18 protein-coding genes are annotated in these 14,841 nt (G+C 39.7%); 9 read left to right on the top strand and 9 right to left on the bottom strand.

Annotated elements, in window-relative coordinates; translation table 11 throughout:
* Positions 1–98 precede the first annotated feature (98 nt).
* The 5 genes from ACED60_RS19325 to ACED60_RS19305 all read right to left on the bottom strand — a co-directional run bounded on the left by ACED60_RS19325 (position 99) and on the right by ACED60_RS19305 (position 5,474).
* Positions 99–1,181: an anti-phage-associated DUF3780 domain-containing protein gene (locus ACED60_RS19325; protein WP_371728253.1), complete on the bottom strand. Its 1,083-nt coding sequence runs from the start codon at positions 1,179–1,181 to the stop codon at positions 99–101.
* 39 nt (positions 1,182–1,220) lie between these two features.
* Entirely contained in the window at positions 1,221–4,346 is a 3,126-nt protein-coding gene (locus tag ACED60_RS19320; protein ID WP_371728252.1) for an anti-phage-associated DUF499 domain-containing protein, read from the bottom strand.
* On the bottom strand, positions 4,343–4,540 hold the full coding sequence (locus tag ACED60_RS19315; RefSeq protein WP_371728251.1) for a ribbon-helix-helix protein, CopG family: 198 nt from the start codon (positions 4,538–4,540) through the stop codon (positions 4,343–4,345). The genes ACED60_RS19320 and ACED60_RS19315 overlap by 4 nt, the downstream gene beginning before the upstream one ends.
* 160 nt (positions 4,541–4,700) lie before the next feature.
* Complete coding sequence (locus tag ACED60_RS19310) at positions 4,701–4,916, bottom strand: AlpA family transcriptional regulator (protein WP_371728272.1); 216 nt, start codon at positions 4,914–4,916, stop codon at positions 4,701–4,703.
* Between the two features lie 120 nt (positions 4,917–5,036).
* Entirely contained in the window at positions 5,037–5,474 is a 438-nt protein-coding gene (locus ACED60_RS19305) for an RNase H family protein (protein ID WP_371728250.1), read from the bottom strand.
* A gap of 220 nt (positions 5,475–5,694) precedes the next feature.
* On the opposite strand from ACED60_RS19305, the gene radC reads away from it, so the two are divergent.
* The 5 genes from radC to ACED60_RS19280 all read left to right on the top strand — a co-directional run bounded on the left by radC (position 5,695) and on the right by ACED60_RS19280 (position 7,820).
* Positions 5,695–6,171, top strand: coding sequence for a DNA repair protein RadC (radC, locus tag ACED60_RS19300; protein WP_371728249.1), 477 nt, complete (start codon positions 5,695–5,697; stop codon positions 6,169–6,171).
* Positions 6,168–6,602, top strand: a complete 435-nt coding sequence (locus ACED60_RS19295; protein WP_371728248.1) for a DUF2787 family protein — start codon at positions 6,168–6,170, stop codon at positions 6,600–6,602. The genes radC and ACED60_RS19295 overlap by 4 nt, the downstream gene beginning before the upstream one ends.
* 27 nt (positions 6,603–6,629) lie before the next feature.
* Positions 6,630–7,073 (top strand): DUF2787 domain-containing protein, encoded by a 444-nt coding sequence (locus ACED60_RS19290; RefSeq protein WP_371728247.1) that lies wholly within the window; start codon positions 6,630–6,632, stop codon positions 7,071–7,073.
* Positions 7,074–7,260: 187 nt separating this feature from the next.
* Positions 7,261–7,629 (top strand): tyrosine-type recombinase/integrase, encoded by a 369-nt coding sequence (locus ACED60_RS19285; protein ID WP_371728246.1) that lies wholly within the window; start codon positions 7,261–7,263, stop codon positions 7,627–7,629.
* Complete coding sequence (locus ACED60_RS19280) at positions 7,605–7,820, top strand: hypothetical protein (RefSeq protein ID WP_240697024.1); 216 nt, start codon at positions 7,605–7,607, stop codon at positions 7,818–7,820. Before ACED60_RS19285 ends, ACED60_RS19280 begins: the two co-directional genes overlap by 25 nt.
* A 108-nt stretch (positions 7,821–7,928) precedes the next feature.
* On the opposite strand, the gene ACED60_RS19275 is transcribed toward ACED60_RS19280, so the two are convergent.
* A complete protein-coding gene (locus tag ACED60_RS19275) occupies positions 7,929–8,153 on the bottom strand; it encodes a helix-turn-helix domain-containing protein (protein ID WP_371728245.1) in 225 nt (74 codons plus the stop codon).
* A 100-nt stretch (positions 8,154–8,253) separates the two neighbouring features.
* Here ACED60_RS19275 and ACED60_RS19270 point away from each other — a divergent pair, with 100 nt between their 5' ends.
* The 3 genes from ACED60_RS19270 to ACED60_RS19260 all read left to right on the top strand — a co-directional run bounded on the left by ACED60_RS19270 (position 8,254) and on the right by ACED60_RS19260 (position 9,944).
* Positions 8,254–8,403: a hypothetical protein gene (locus tag ACED60_RS19270; protein ID WP_164880363.1), complete on the top strand. Its 150-nt coding sequence runs from the start codon at positions 8,254–8,256 to the stop codon at positions 8,401–8,403.
* 153 nt (positions 8,404–8,556) lie between these two features.
* Positions 8,557–9,378, top strand: a complete 822-nt coding sequence (locus ACED60_RS19265) for a hypothetical protein (RefSeq protein ID WP_371728244.1) — start codon at positions 8,557–8,559, stop codon at positions 9,376–9,378.
* Between the two features lie 65 nt (positions 9,379–9,443).
* The gene (locus ACED60_RS19260; RefSeq protein ID WP_371728243.1) at positions 9,444–9,944 is read left to right on the top strand and encodes a lecithin retinol acyltransferase family protein; all 501 of its coding nucleotides are present in this window, start codon (positions 9,444–9,446) and stop codon (positions 9,942–9,944) included.
* Between the two features lie 34 nt (positions 9,945–9,978).
* Here ACED60_RS19260 and ACED60_RS19255 read toward each other — a convergent pair whose 3' ends face one another.
* Positions 9,979–10,671, bottom strand: coding sequence for an inovirus Gp2 family protein (locus tag ACED60_RS19255; protein ID WP_371728242.1), 693 nt, complete (start codon positions 10,669–10,671; stop codon positions 9,979–9,981).
* Between the two features lie 210 nt (positions 10,672–10,881).
* Positions 10,882–11,982 (bottom strand): hypothetical protein, encoded by a 1,101-nt coding sequence (locus ACED60_RS19250; RefSeq protein ID WP_371728241.1) that lies wholly within the window; start codon positions 11,980–11,982, stop codon positions 10,882–10,884.
* 115 nt (positions 11,983–12,097) lie between these two features.
* Here ACED60_RS19250 and ACED60_RS19245 point away from each other — a divergent pair, with 115 nt between their 5' ends.
* Positions 12,098–12,346, top strand: a complete 249-nt coding sequence (locus ACED60_RS19245) for a hypothetical protein (protein ID WP_371728240.1) — start codon at positions 12,098–12,100, stop codon at positions 12,344–12,346.
* A 282-nt stretch (positions 12,347–12,628) separates the two neighbouring features.
* Here the strand turns inward: ACED60_RS19245 and ACED60_RS19240 are convergent, their stop codons facing one another.
* Positions 12,629–14,206: a hypothetical protein gene (locus tag ACED60_RS19240; RefSeq protein ID WP_371728239.1), complete on the bottom strand. Its 1,578-nt coding sequence runs from the start codon at positions 14,204–14,206 to the stop codon at positions 12,629–12,631.
* Between the last annotated feature and the right edge of the window lie 635 nt (positions 14,207–14,841).

The following is a 14,841-nucleotide window of genomic DNA, read 5'->3' as shown; positions in this document are numbered from 1 at the left end:
TTAATTTTATCTCCAAAAAGAGCGATATATTAAAAAATCGCTCTATATTTATTTCGGTGCATTTTGGGGCAAAGCCATCTCACCGCCCCATTGCAAAATTATTTAGTTTTTTTACCGTATCCTAACTCTTTAAGGCTGCGTCCTTTTAAATCCCGCCATGCATCCATGCCACTGCGAGGATTACCTGCAATCACACAAGCAGCCAAACTTGGGCTTTTAAACGTGTACTCACATGTAAAGGAGTAAACCTCTCCATCCACCACCAGAACACCTTCATCTAATAGCTTCTGTCGTAGTTCTCGAATAGCAGGTCGTAACGACTTCGCAACAACTACGTTTGCCGTCGAACCTTTTCCGACAACAAATTCGGGCTTACTCATGTCACCAACTGGGTGACCACCAGCTTTAGCTTTTTTGGCTTCAAATAGGAATAGCACATCCTCCGCTAATGAACTCTCTTCTTTAGGTTCAGTAACAGGCAATGGAGTTTCCTCGTTTAGGAGTATTGGATTTGCATTGCTAGCTGGCAACTCACTTATATTTTCATTAGCCTTCAGTAATTCTTCATTAGATGGCAGCGAGTTAGCCCCACTATCAGCTTGAGGCAATGAGTAACTTGGTGATACTTCACGAACCTGGTTGTTTTTTTCCGTCAGCTCCGTTTGTACTATGTCACCAAGGGCGTGGCGTAGCGCAATACGCCAACCTACATCACGGTCATCCTTATGGCCTGTGCTCATTGCTGTCATACCAAATAACCACCAGCGCTCTTCAGGGCGAAGTGCTAACCAGTTACGAACAGCGACAGAGATATTGTCAACCTCCATACTCTCTATAGCCCAGGCAAGTACACAAAGCTCTTTACCTAGCAAACGATCGACAACATTCTCACCGACTGTCCAAGAGCTTGGCTTTAGATCATAGCTTTTCAATCGAGCATTAAACGCTCGCTGCACCTCTGCACGTATTGCGGACCAACAAGGACGGTCTAGGACCACACGCTCAACGACCGAGAGCTGTTCGCTCTGCGCTTGCATGCCCAGGTGCTCACTAATTTCTACTTTGCCGCTATTCGCTTTTGGAATGATAACTTTAAAGTGATGAGGATCGCTGGATGCTGGTACCCCAAAACCAAGCGTCGAATACTTAGGCGCATTTTGTTTTGCTGTTACCTTTGACATCTATTTATCCTCATCACTGTTTACTTTATACATACAGGGTTATTCTTCCTGCGCTACATCACCAGGGCGAAGCTCAATACCTGCTAACTTAGCAAACTCTTTTGCTTCAAAGCCATTTTCAAACTCGATGCCATCTCTCACGTTAACTGTGACCGCAGCATCTGCCTCATTGAGTAGCTCTCTTAGGCTGTTCACTGTTTTTTCGATCATGGTTGCTGTAACTTGGCGCTCACCAAAGCGAATACCAACGGTGTTTTCACCTTCACCAATTTCGATCCTAACTCCTTTGAATTGAGTTGAAGCCTGGTCTTTGAATCGATTGATAACTGAGAAAACCTTATCGGTAGTATCAAGTGATACACGCTTTGCACTATTGATTCTTGCTGGTTTAGTGTCGTCAATTTTTACAGTTTTATCGCCAAAATGTGGAATAGAAAATTCCGCTGTCTTAGATGCTTCACCTGATTTGGCATAAACTAATAACAGTGTTGCATCCGAACCGATATCGAATGGCTTGTCATAAGCTGAGCCATCTTTAGGGTTAGAGCCATCCAAAGTGTAAAACATGTCAGCATTAGGTGTGCATTGCAGAGTGATTTTTCGTTTATCTGCCAACGCCTCTACCTGATGTCTTATCTTAAGGTCTGCAACCCAACGAGTAGCCGCACCTGTTTCATATTTACCACTTGGGTCTCTCACTAGGAAGTAAAGCGTACTATCAGTTGTACTAAAGCTTTCACTATCTTCAACTTGTGCATCCGTTTCTAAAACCTCAGACCTTTTTGAATAATGAATTACAGGACTGTCACCAGCATTTCTCGGCGTTAGGCTAAGCACTGACTCTCCAGTATCTGGATGTGTACTTAGTAAAGATACGTTCACGCTGGTTTTCTCTTTAGGGAATGGTCCTTTTTCAACGTAACCATCTTCACCTTGACGCCAACGACCTTGTTTGAGTGCTTCTGCTTTTAACGTATCCATGCCACTGTTGCCAGGCATCCAAGGCCAACCAGAGTTACATTTGGCTTTACTAACAACATCTTTCCATGGAGTGCGTCTATTTCCTGCACCAGAAGGCCAAAGCTCCACCTCTGCCATTGCAAAGTACTGAGCAAAGTCGTCTTTTAGATCAGCAGCTAACTTATAGTTGGCGCGAGGATCTGCCATTAACTTGTCAATTTGGGCTTCGGCAGACTGATCACCATCACCAATTTTTAATCCATTGTCGATCGTCACTTTTAGCAAACGCTCAGAACCATCTAACTCATCGACACCTGGGAAAAGAATCGTGTTATAAGACGCAGATAGTGCTTTGGCAAAACGTCCTTCGGCCTCTTCTAATCGGTCTCTAGCTTCTTCGAATAAAGTGTCACCAGATTTCAGCTTTTTGTTAATCAACTCTATTGCATATAACTCACGCAACCTCTCTTCTACAGCATCAGCCATGATACTGTCTTGCCCAGTTAATACTAAAAGGTTGTTTTTCTCTTGCTGGAATTCAAAAAAGTTCATTAGCTCGCTTGGTGGTACTCTACCATCAGGTTTAATAACAATGAGAGTACGAGGACCACTTAGCTTAAGCTCATCCATTCGAGGTAAAATTTGAACATCTTGATAGGTATTGCGAGAGTTTGGTTGCAAGATCCCTTTCAAGCGGTTAATCAACGCTTGGTCAACTTTTGGTTGTGGAACTTCCTTTGCACTTCGCTCTATCTGACGTGATAAATTTTCTGTTTCTTTGATGAAGAAGCGTTCATCTTCACGGTGCAAGTACCATGCTTGCTCACGTAGTTTTTGGATAGCATCTAAGAATTCATCTGCTTTTCGGTTTGGTGCTGCTAAAAACTCAATAATTTCGCTTTCAGATAAACCAATGCGACCACCAACCGCTCTAGAGAGAGACGAAGCTAACAAAAGAGTCATTAATTGAGCTGAAGCATCGTTACCTTGTTCTGTATCGATAATCTCTGAAATTGCATCTCCCTTATCCGCAATGTCTCGTGTTATTGCAGGGACTAGCTTCGGAGAGATTCTCTCAATCTCATCTTTAACTTGCTCGTCATTTAAATCGAGGTGCTGAGTACCAATAAGGAACACATCATCAGTTTTCCGCTGGTCAACACTTTTAAGAAGTCGAGCAGTAAACTGCATCAAGCCACGCGTTTGGCGGAAGCCTTCGTTTTCTTTAAACAAAGCAACTAAATGCTTGAAAGAAGGGTGGAACGGATATGTCTCGCGAATTTGGTCAGCTATCTGCTCGATGCTTGAGGCAATAATGTAACCGCCGTCTTCCGCCTTCTTAATTTGCTGTGCATACTCTTCTGCTATGTCGTTGATTACTTGCTCACTCGGCATTTCATCAACAAGACGCTTTTTCAAAATATCATAGATTTCGTTGCCCGATAATTGTACCGGGGTGATAGTCATTGATTGACGGCGAGTTTCTTGTTGCAGGTTAGATATAGAGTCTGCAAGTGCTTTTGTCTGAGCTTTATAGCTACCTGAAAGGTTCGCCATAACGATACAGCAATTTGGTAATTCTAAAGCTGCACTCATCAACGTACTCAGGCTATAAACAACCATATTAGCAAGAGTGCCTGAACCGAAAACCTGTGTACTTGCATTGTCTAAATACGGAGGTAGTTCATCAATCATAATCAGTGTTGGTTTATCACCGATAATTTCTTTCCACTTTTGTTGGTCAACTGACTTTGGTCCATTAACCCAATAATCTTTAATTTCGTCAGCAGCACCAAGTTGAGTCGCTATATCACCCCAAATATAATTATCAGGGTTATTACGTCCGTTAAAAGCAGCAATGCGAGCGTTACCAAAATCTAAACGACTATTAAGGGACTCAGGCAAAACAGCAGGTCTTAGGTGAGCATGTTTAGCAAGTAAACCTAAGGCGATCATCATGTGGGTTTTACCACCACCCATTGCTTGAGTTAGTTCGAAAACAGCTTGATCAGACTTTCCTGACAACCTCAGCATGCCTTCTCGGAAAAGTTGCTCCATACCGTGAGTAACGAAGTTACGAGAAAAGAACTCACTTCCATCACCAGCATCAGTGATTAGGTCTGCGAGGTTTTCAATCCCTTGACTCATCCTGTAATCTTGAATTACAGGGTTGAAACTACATGCCTGTTTAACCGTTTTAATCATTTCTTAAGCTCCTGACGCTGATCTAATTCTTGGGCGTTATCTATAGCTATACCGTTTTTTTCACAATGCTCGCGAATCATCACTTCAATCATATTAGCGATAGAGCGATGTTCAGCTTGAGCCGCTGCGCGCAACGCTTCTTTTAAATTTGGTTCTACTCGTATGGTCAACGTTGCAGTTTTGGTAGTAGCCATTTTATTATCTCTAAGTACCTGCAGATGTACTGCATTTTACATTCAGTCTAAGAATTTACCTAGTACCTAGGTACATAAATTCGAAGTCAAAATTTGTTTTTAAATTACCTTGATCTAGAACGGTCAATAGTACGCATATTAACTAAACAGCTACTGGATTTTAGACACTAATTCGAGCTAACAGAATCGCCTCCATCCACTCTTCCACTTCGCTTTCTATCCACGCAACCGCCCTATCACCCAAGCTCACGGATTTAGGAAAACTCCCTTCATCCATTTTTCTGTAGATTGCAGAACGGCTAAGTGCCGTCTTTTGCATTACTTCTTTTAGCTTTAGAAATCTCATGGGACGTCCTCCTATGTTATTGGTTCCCATGGGATTACCTGTCACGTAGAAAAATACCGTTTTGTACCTTGTGGTGCTCAATGCCACCTTCAAATCCAGTAACAACAAAAAAAACACCTGCTGGCTGTGCCAACAAGTGATTCATTATCGTTATAACTGACCATTCGCCACTGCGAGTGCGTATCTATACGCCGCATCTTTTCCTGCGGAACAAGCCGCGACTTTTCTTACCTCAACTTGTTTATCTTCACTTCGTTTATCCACTAGCTCCCAAAGATCTTGATGAGCTATCGGCTTTTTATTTGCTTTACGCCAATTTCGACGTTTCCAGCCATCAAGCCAATCATTAAAACCATCAACGCAATAGTCACTGCTTGAATAAATAATATCGCCATCACAGGCGCACTTTAATCCAAACGCAAGTGCTGATAACTCTAAGTAATTACGCTCCATGATGCTGTCAAAGGTCTGCCAGTCTTCATCACTAATGCTTCCGCCATCATCAAGAGCAATCATTCCAACTCCACCAACAATCAATCCTCTTTGCTTGTTTACGATGGCCGTTTCTACATAAATTTCTTTGTTCACTTTTATACTCTCCAGAGACTAAACAGCCGATACAAATTTTGCACCGCTCTGTTGTGTTGAATGTTAATCCGTCGCTTTATTGCGATTGCTACATAACAACGGTAAGTAAGTTATTTTTTACCTGTCTCTGGAAATTCATCCTCTTCACTCCCCTATTCAAAACGCTCTCAGATATATTTCATCAGTACGCATAACCAAACAGATGATCTAAGGAACTCTTATGCGTAACTCTAACAACCAACACGACTACCCATTTAAAACCTCAGAGTTGAATGAACTGCTAGAACGTGCAGCCGAAGCACTGGCTGCAAAGTACAAACGAGAAGGCACCTTCACTAACCCCACCAATGTTAAAGAGTACTTAAAGCTCAAGTTAGGGGCTCACGACCGCGAAGTATTTGCTGTGATGTTTCTTGATAACCAACATCAGTTGATCAGTTTTGAAGAACTGTTCTTTGGCACCATTGATGCGGCCTCAATCTATCCACGTGAAGTACTCAAGGCTGCACTAAACCACAATGCTGCTGCGGTGGTTTTTGCTCACAACCATCCTTCAGGCATTGCCGAGCCCTCTCAGGCTGATAGACGCATTACGCAGCGTCTAGTGGATGCGCTTAAGCTGGTGGATATACGAGTATTGGACCACATCGTTGTGGGTGAGAATTGTGTGTCATTTGCAGAAAAGGGGTGGGTATGAAGACCGTATTATTGCCTTGTCGCTACGCATCATTATCACAGCATCTTCTACGCTACCTAGAAGCGTCTATTAGTTTGTGCACTATTCCTGAGACTACTGAGCGTATTGCCCTTAACTTTAGACACTCACCCTACCTAACGCATAGATCAGGTCCACATCCATTGGAAGTGCACTTGTTCAGAGAGTCTCCAGAAGAAGCTTGGAAAATTGCGACGATGACCAGCTTTGCTTTTCCTTCCGATGAGGATGAGCAGTTGGAAGTAGAGCTTTATTTCAACTTCAGCCATCAATGGTTCTATCAACCAGATATCGAGCGATGCGACCTCAATCAGCCACAAGTCATCGAACTCTTTCATTCTTGGCAACACGCGTTAACCAACACTTTCCACCAGCAAAGCTTTGATTACTTCGCTGCAACGACCATCAAGTAATCTCATATTTAAAAACAAGGATCGACTATGTCAAACTCTCAATCATCAACCGTTACTTTCAGTCCTTCATGCTTACCTATTTCCCAGAAGCTTCATAGCTGCTTAAACCATGTACTTAGCCAACACTCTGACAGCCGAGGTAAGCAGAGCATCATTGTGAACTTCAGAGATAAAAGCTACAGCGCTGAAAATGGTGGTTATCATCCTGTTGAAATTGCTTTAAGCCAGGTTTCAGACAATCACTACACCATCCTTTACATCACTGACTTCAGTTATTGCGGTGGTGCTTACCCAGAGCTAGATAGAGATATTGATTTTGATATCGGAAACTCAGTGGTCTTTTCGCGTTATGCGGGATGGCAAAGCATTCGCTTACCAACGATGAGAGAACTCTACGAGCTATGGGAAGGAAACTTTCTTAGCTATATGTCGATGGACGCCTACGACCAAATCCAAGTCGAGTGTAGTTAGACACATCACCCCGTTACCTTTCACCTCACAAACACTCTACACAACCATCAGCACAGAGCCAAAAAGAAGCTGCTTCCCATATTGTTAAAACGGGAAGCTTCCATCCCTTATACAGTAAGGGCTCTTTAATATCGTCGGCTTTGTGCTTCCCAAAACACCTCTGTACAGAAAAAAAAGGAAGCAGACTATGGCTGAAGTCCAAGCAATTAAAGACGATGACACTATACGTATGGTTGGTCACCTATTGAGTCATCGTTGTCATCCACAAATGGCCGATGTGTGGCATATCGGATTAAACTTAGCACTGCGGATTTCTGATTTGTTGTCAATCCGCTTTGAAGACATTCATCAGGAGCGACTCATTATTCGTGAAAGTAAAACGGGCAAGATCGCCAACATTCAACTCAATACCAAAGCGCAGCAGCATATTGCTAGATTAAGGGAGCAACATCCCGACCACATTTACTTGTTTCAATCCCACCGATGCCAACAGCTGAAATGCCATCGACACAGCGCGTCGCGAGATTTGCTGTGTCGATGGCATTTCAGCAAGTAGGCCAAGAGCTGAATATCGCTTTAGGTACTCACTCGATGAGAAAGACGCGAGGTTACTTTCTTTACCAATCCACAAAGGATATAGGCCGTGTCATGAAAATGCTTCGCCATACTTCTGAGGGCGTGACGCTTCGCTATATCGGTATCACTCAAGATGAAGTCGATAAAGATTTTGTTTCTCTTGAACTTTAAGAATGAACATTTTGTGAGGGGGCGGGAGCGACGATCCCTTATAAACATTGAGTTCAGAGGTTATTGAAACCGCAATATTAAGTAAGTCATTCGATATTGGATTAAGAATTAACAGAAGAACTCTTCAACACCAACATTCAATACATCAGCAAGATCCTTTAGCATCTCGTCCGTCACTCTAACCATGCCAGACTCAACTTTCGCTAATTTGCTTCTTGTCATATCAAACCCTTTGAGGCTACACATTCGTTCAACATCTTGCTGAGAAAGCTGCTGAGACAATCTGATATTGCGGATTTGATTTCCAGTAATGTTTTTCTCAATCTTGTTCACAAACACACCTGCACCATTATGGGTGCAGATAGATTATGTTTAATGTACTATTTAAATTGCACCCGTATCGGTGCAAGCAATTCAAAAAGGAGAATAAATTATGATTTTAGTGCTTTTATGGGTCTTTTTCGCTTTTATACTGGCGCTGTACGCGAAGAGTAATGGTCGCAGCTTTGGTTGGTGGCTTTTACTCGGACTGGTAATTGACCCTATTTTGGCCTGGATTCTTTATAAAGTCGTTGCTGATTAAAAGAAGCATCAAACCCACCATCACCGCAACTTCCCCCTCCTTGTAAATTAACCGGGTAATAAATCACCTGCTACTGACTATGAGATAAAGACAACTAAAACGATAGTCAGCTATTAGGGGGAATCAATCACTCCTTCACTTAAGGATAAAACAATGTCAGTACCAATTCGTACCGTTACTTCAATCAGCGCTCTTACCACTACACTTTTACTCTTCGGCTGCGGTGACAATGTAGCCGACTCTCTACAGCTACAGCCTTTCAGCTATATAAACGGAGAAAATCAACTGACTCAATATGAGCCGTCACTGACTATCAACCAAGCCTTCAATCATCGTAAGGTGTGTAATGAGGTCGAATGGCAAACATTTGAAGATAATCGTGACAGAACAGTGATTGAATACCGTTGTAATATGGATATACCTTCACAGAAGTTCTCCAACCTATTATCGGCTGAACTGAACAAGAGTGCAGACAAACTCGCTCAGAGAAATTCAAGTGAATACAAGAAAATCAAAAAGCTAGCTGATAACCAAGCCAGCTATCAAGAGCAATATGATGAAGCAACGGGATACTTTGATAAGAAACGCTTCGAAAACCTTTTAGAAAGAAGCAAGCGAGCTCAGCAAGAGTTACAAGAAAAGTATCCAGACGGAATTGATGGAGCTCTCGCTCAACTAGAAGATCGTCGCTCTAAATTTATCACCCTTGTAAACGTCGATGAGATTTACCAATGGAGTGTTGATGATAATGAGAAAAGTCACTTTCTATACAATGGCTTCTCTGCTCAATTTTCTGATGATAAAACATTAAGCTGCGAGTTTGACCTATTTAAGTCTTTAAACCTTCTATACAAAGACCAGCAAGCTGAAACGTACTATCTATTAAAACAAACACTGAAACACTGGAGCCAGCGGCTTAACTTTGGCGGTGATGACCTTATCTACCTCAACGATCTGAAATGCCAAATCCAATAAAAGTTTCACGTTCATACCATAAGCCCTGAGATCAGAACTCAGGGCTTTTTTATTACAGGCTCATAATGAATCCACTAAAAATACTAGGAGCCCTAGGGCTAACTCAATTAGGGAGAAGTCTAGCCGACAATCTCTTTCATACAACTCAGGCTCCAGAAAGAGGCAGCATTGTGTATTGCGATCTCGCATTTGGCTCTGCTGAACATTCAGGTGTCTACGTGGGAGATGGACATATCATCCATCGCAATAGGAAAGGTCTTATCGAAGCCGTATCGATTCGTCAGTTTCTAGCAGACACTACAGCCATTTCCATTTATATCAGTTGCAATGTACAAGGTAGTGCCGTTGGGAGTGAGTCTTGTGCTCAAATGGCAGAAGCCATGCTAGGTGTACAAACAGACTATTCCCTGCTAAATGAAAACTGCCATCAGTTCTGTAGCTACTGTCTAAACGGTGACATGTTCTCAAGCACCTTCACATTGACTCAGCTTAAGCGTGACGCTCGTGTGCACATTCAAGCCAGTCAGTGGCGTGTATGGGACTTAAAACATCGTCACAAAGGTTAAGGGGATTCACTCCCCTTTATTTTTCATCCAATACCTATCGGTTGCTACAACCAAAACATCGACTACCCTCACCATAGTGCTTTGTTTTTTCTTTTGCTAAATAGCTCACGTGTTTAAACAATTCATCAAAGTCATCATCAAAGTCATCATCAAAGCTATTTGAACCACTATGCAGTCGATGGATAACAACACTTCCCTTATCTTTAGAGAAAAACACTAGGCCAATAGCTTCGTTGTAATCAATACCAACCACACGGGCCCACGCCTCAACTATTAGTGAACCCAAGTTATTACTTTTATTTTTGGTTGTACCTATCCAATTGAACCGATCCTTATTAAAAAGTAGCAACAAGTGATAATGATCTGCTATCGATGTAGAACGTTCTTTTACCCATACATAACGAACTTTACATGGATGAACCATTTCCCCAAGCCTTTGTTTTCTTCGTGCTGTGCAATCGATTTGAGATTGTAACGAGCGGATAAAAAGCTGAACGACATTACCCCACTCTTGATGCGCTTTTAACTTAGGGAACCTTAGGTCTACACGTATAGCCATTAACCTAGGGTAGTTATCTAAAGCTATTTCAATCGTATTATAGATTTTATCTAAGTATGGAATACACAGTGCACCATGACTTGTAAGTATAGGCCTCCCCCTAAAGGCTTTTTTAGTAGTAAGTTTTAAGTTTTTATTTTGTTTAGAACGTTGATGGTTATGATTCACTTTAAGCCTTCCTATGTTTGATTCATAGAAAGGCTATTGATGTTATTTTTTATAGATTTATTGCTTAACTACTACAGGGATTATAGTTACCTAATAGGTGTCATAACTAAGAGGTGATATTGGTATATTAAACAGACAGAATATAAAACATACCGCTAAACACCGCCATGTATATAAATAGGGCTTCAAAACTACTGTAAAGTTATATTACTAGTGCAACTGCCAAGAAAAGCCTGCACCTTGAAAGTTAATGGTTGTTTGATCTGTCCATTCCAACTCTCCTTCAAATGACGTATTCGCATTCGAAACGACGAAAAAATCATCATTACTTTTAAAACAATAAAACTGTATTTTTTTATTTAGTAAATGCATATTTTTTTCTAGGTAGGTAATAAGATCAAGTATAAAATCACCGTATTGAGTTACAGCTTCACTACAAGATGACTTAATTGCTGTATTTACTACAGTGTTAGTTGATGGTGCTAACATATAAGTAATAAATTGCTTATCTTTAAACGGAGCACGTTCAGCGACAGACTCAGATACTAGATCATAAAAATAGTGATACATTCGCTGCGCTAATCTGTGTTTGTTTATCGCCAGCACCTCAACTTCAAGAATGATTTTGCCTGTTTTACGGTTACGCTTGTTTAGCGCTCTACTTACTTCATCATTTACTTTTAGTCCAAACAATCTCTCTTCAGGAAAGTTATTTATTCTTAGTAACCCGCCACCAAAATAACTAGGGTTTAAAATAAAAATTGACTTACATTTTGGGTATAAATTTGGAACATTGCCTCCCGAAATAAATTTTAAAATGAAATCATCATGGAGTAACTCATCTATAAATTTACGTACTCTTGCTAATGATAAGCCCGTGAAACAAGCTAACTTATTGAGGCCTATATTTGAAACCAGACCAATATCATTACTTAGCATTACTAAGGCCGCTTTCATAAATTTTCGGGCCAAGCTTTCAGCCGATGATTTAGTCAAATCATCAACGCCTAACAAGGCTTGTATGTAATTTGCTTTTTTACCGTAAAAAAACACTGGTATTTTATGAGTGTTTTTTATCTTATAGATCTTTTCTGACGTCTTTTCCTCATTCATCGTGATCTCTAAATAATCAGCAGTATTTAAACGAGCAATCGCGTTTCTTACTGTCGATTCACTTAGCATCAGTATGTTGGCTAGTTTAGCAATAGGCACTCCCTCCTTTTTACCTTTGTGAACGAACCAAAGCCACCGTAGGTAGATAAGCCTATCTTGGGCCTTTATACCTTTTCTTCCTTCAAAAGCATCTAGCATCACACCACCATTTCATACATAATACCTATTATGAACATATCACAAATAGTTTGACAGCACTAAACTTACATGTAGAATTACATGTAAAATCTCATATGAGCAGGGTAATTGTGATATGTTAGTGGAGACAAAAGAACATAGAGACTTTGAACAATGGGTTAACTTTGGTAGTAAAAGAATGCGAGTTTGGCTAAGTCAGTATTTTGAAAAAAATGGTATTCCTAATCCAGATTTACTACAGTTCACCTCAACAGAAAAAGACCCAACGAAAGATCACCTGTTAGAGCAATCCGCTGAATATTTCACCCCATTAAAAGATCAACTGATACGTTATCAGGACTTAAAAAAAATGAAGGATTCCTAGCATCAATTTGAGAGAAGGAAAAAGAAAGATAATAAGGATATAACAATAACCTTGAACAAGGATACTTACGAAAAATTAAAGTATATAAAAAAGACTCAAAAACTAAAAAATATTAGCCAAAGTATTGAATCTTTAATTGATAACTCTGTATTCAAACGAGAAATAACAAGATTAGAGAATAAAATTAAAAGTCTAGACAACCAAGTATCTAGACTAAAACAGAAATAAGTAACATTTCAAAAAATACAAATAAAAGCAAAAACCAAATTTCAATATTAAAAGTTACACATCGAAATATCTTGCTTTACTAAATAAAGTATACAAGCATTTTATACTTCCCTCTGATTCAGGATCTTCCATATTCCTTAACCAACGAACATCTAAGCCTAAATAATTAGCCCAAGAGATTCCTTTTTTAAAATCTTTTAGTTTGTTATTTTTTGCGCAAATCTCAATATACTGGTTAACTAGCATATATTGATTTTTTCCAGCACTGTACTTTCCTTGTTCAAAAGCCATTTTATAATAAGGATAGGCATCTGAAAAAGACTCTATTCGGTAATAGTAATTCGCATAGGACCAATTCACTAACCATTCTAATTGTTCAATCAAATTGTTATTTATTAATTTATTTCTATAGCTAACAATTTCTTCTATCGATTTCGGCCCTTTCTTTATACTTAGCCCTTCAAAATATAAGTTGCCAAAGTCTTGACTTGGCATCATTATAAAATCAATCTTATATTGCCTTAATACAGAGGATAGCATAAACTCTCCAACCTGATTCCTTATCTGCCGAATTTTATGCCTAGACGGTAACTTGTTATTTTTTGAAAGAGAAATTATTACATTCTTATTCAAGTGAGAATAATTTATTATTTTATCTGATTTGTTATACCAGTATTGAGTAACCGCATCAAATATCAAGTTATCTGTGATATTTTTCGGTATATTACTAGAGAGGTCATTTACCTTTTTGCATATTCCCCTGATATCTTTAGACTCTTTTTTCAATCTATTATACTGAACAGAAATCGTTCTAGTTATACTTTTAGTAAAGTGATTACCAAAGTGTGTTTGAATTGATTTAAATACGTAAGTTGAAATCCTGGCGATAAGCAACGCAGTGCGAAAGGACTTTTCCTGGCACTCTGAAACATTAATATTCTTATCTGTTTTTAATAAACATAATGACCTATCCAAACAATCTAACATTGCGTTGGTAGAAGGTAATTGTCTATCACAACTCCAACGTTGTACATTTTCTAAATATCGCTCTTGTTGTTCAGCATTTTTTCCGGATATCAAATGAAACTGACGTTGAGACATACCCATTTCAGAGTAAATCCATAACCACACTTTTTTAATAGGCCAAACAACGCCCTCTTTACTAAAAGTTGGGAGCCACCACCGAAAATCTTTTGGAAAGTTAAAATTAGATTGAGAAATATTAAAAGCTAGCTGATTTTTATTAATCGATATTACTAATCTCTCCAAACCTCGAGAGTAAATCAACCATTTCACACTACCACTATAAGATAAGTAAGTCCCTTCTTCCCTTATCAAGTCTTTGTATTGAGCTAAAACATCATCCAATGAAGCCATTATAGCCAACACAACCTTTTCGTCACGAATTACCTCATATAGTAAATCTGTCAATAAAGAGAGTAGTTCATTAAGTTGATCATCAAGCCTTGAGGTTTCATCTGACAACCTCTTAAGTTTCATCTGGATTGTTTTTTTATTACTTTCATTAATAATTCGTTCTTCAGAGTTTTTCCTAGCGAGTAGCCCTGAAGCGTTGAAGATTCCCCTAATCAAATCACCAATGGTAGGAAAACTACAATGTTCATTTTTCATATATTTAAAAGGGCCTACAGGCCCTTCCTTGAATATTATTTACTTTTTAGCAGGAGCATTACCGCGCCCACCTCCAGACTTACCACCAGTGCTAGAAGGCCAATTACCGCCAGGGCCTGGATGACTTGATGGACCACGAGTACTGTTATCTTTAGACATAATTAATCCTTATATATCATATATTAAAAACCATCACAGTATGTGAGGACTTCGTTGATAAAATTAATATGTTTACGGTAGTTTCTCTACCTGCATATTGGCAACAAGTTTCGAACACATTGAGCCTAACACCAACTTTTGCAAAGCATACTCACCCTATACCCACCTTAAAGTAGAAATGCGTTAGCAGTCCGACTTTAAAAACAGCAAATAAAAAATAAGCTAATTATGAATAAATCTGAGGTGATAAACAAAAATGGGTACATCACAAGGTACACAGGAAGAAATCAAATTTAAATCTATCCATTTAAATCAGAAGCTTAAGTAATCAGTTCAACTTACGCCAGCCCACCAAACGTTTGGAAAGGGCGGTAAATCACTGATTTACCGCCCTTTTTGTATTCGCACATTCAATAATTTGACTGTAAGCGCGTCATGAACCCCGCATTCTAATTAACCGGCACGAAGAATAAGAT

Origin of the sequence: Vibrio sp. 1F279 (assembly GCF_041439815.1) — a bacterium.
Classification (GTDB): Bacteria; Pseudomonadota; Gammaproteobacteria; order Enterobacterales; family Vibrionaceae; genus Vibrio; species Vibrio tasmaniensis_A.
Note: the sequence above shows the minus strand (reverse complement) of the source record. Positions and strands in the feature narration are given on the sequence as shown.

Bases quoted from the DNA above. Each gene is read 5' to 3' on its own strand.
- ACED60_RS19325 (WP_371728253.1), bottom strand. From the start codon at position 1,181: ATGTCAAAGGTAACAGCAAAACAAAATGCGCCTAAGTATTCGACGCTT.
- ACED60_RS19320 (WP_371728252.1), bottom strand. From the start codon at position 4,346: ATGATTAAAACGGTTAAACAGGCATGTAGTTTCAACCCTGTAATTCAA.
- ACED60_RS19315 (WP_371728251.1), bottom strand. From the start codon at position 4,540: ATGGCTACTACCAAAACTGCAACGTTGACCATACGAGTAGAACCAAAT.
- ACED60_RS19310 (WP_371728272.1), bottom strand. From the start codon at position 4,916: ATGGGAACCAATAACATAGGAGGACGTCCCATGAGATTTCTAAAGCTA.
- radC (WP_371728249.1), top strand. From the start codon at position 5,695: ATGCGTAACTCTAACAACCAACACGACTACCCATTTAAAACCTCAGAG.
- ACED60_RS19295 (WP_371728248.1), top strand. From the start codon at position 6,168: ATGAAGACCGTATTATTGCCTTGTCGCTACGCATCATTATCACAGCAT.
- ACED60_RS19290 (WP_371728247.1), top strand. From the start codon at position 6,630: ATGTCAAACTCTCAATCATCAACCGTTACTTTCAGTCCTTCATGCTTA.
- ACED60_RS19285 (WP_371728246.1), top strand. From the start codon at position 7,261: ATGGCTGAAGTCCAAGCAATTAAAGACGATGACACTATACGTATGGTT.
- ACED60_RS19270 (WP_164880363.1), top strand. From the start codon at position 8,254: ATGATTTTAGTGCTTTTATGGGTCTTTTTCGCTTTTATACTGGCGCTG.
- ACED60_RS19265 (WP_371728244.1), top strand. From the start codon at position 8,557: ATGTCAGTACCAATTCGTACCGTTACTTCAATCAGCGCTCTTACCACT.
- ACED60_RS19260 (WP_371728243.1), top strand. From the start codon at position 9,444: ATGAATCCACTAAAAATACTAGGAGCCCTAGGGCTAACTCAATTAGGG.
- ACED60_RS19250 (WP_371728241.1), bottom strand. From the start codon at position 11,982: ATGCTAGATGCTTTTGAAGGAAGAAAAGGTATAAAGGCCCAAGATAGG.
- ACED60_RS19245 (WP_371728240.1), top strand. From the start codon at position 12,098: ATGTTAGTGGAGACAAAAGAACATAGAGACTTTGAACAATGGGTTAAC.
- ACED60_RS19240 (WP_371728239.1), bottom strand. From the start codon at position 14,206: ATGAAAAATGAACATTGTAGTTTTCCTACCATTGGTGATTTGATTAGG.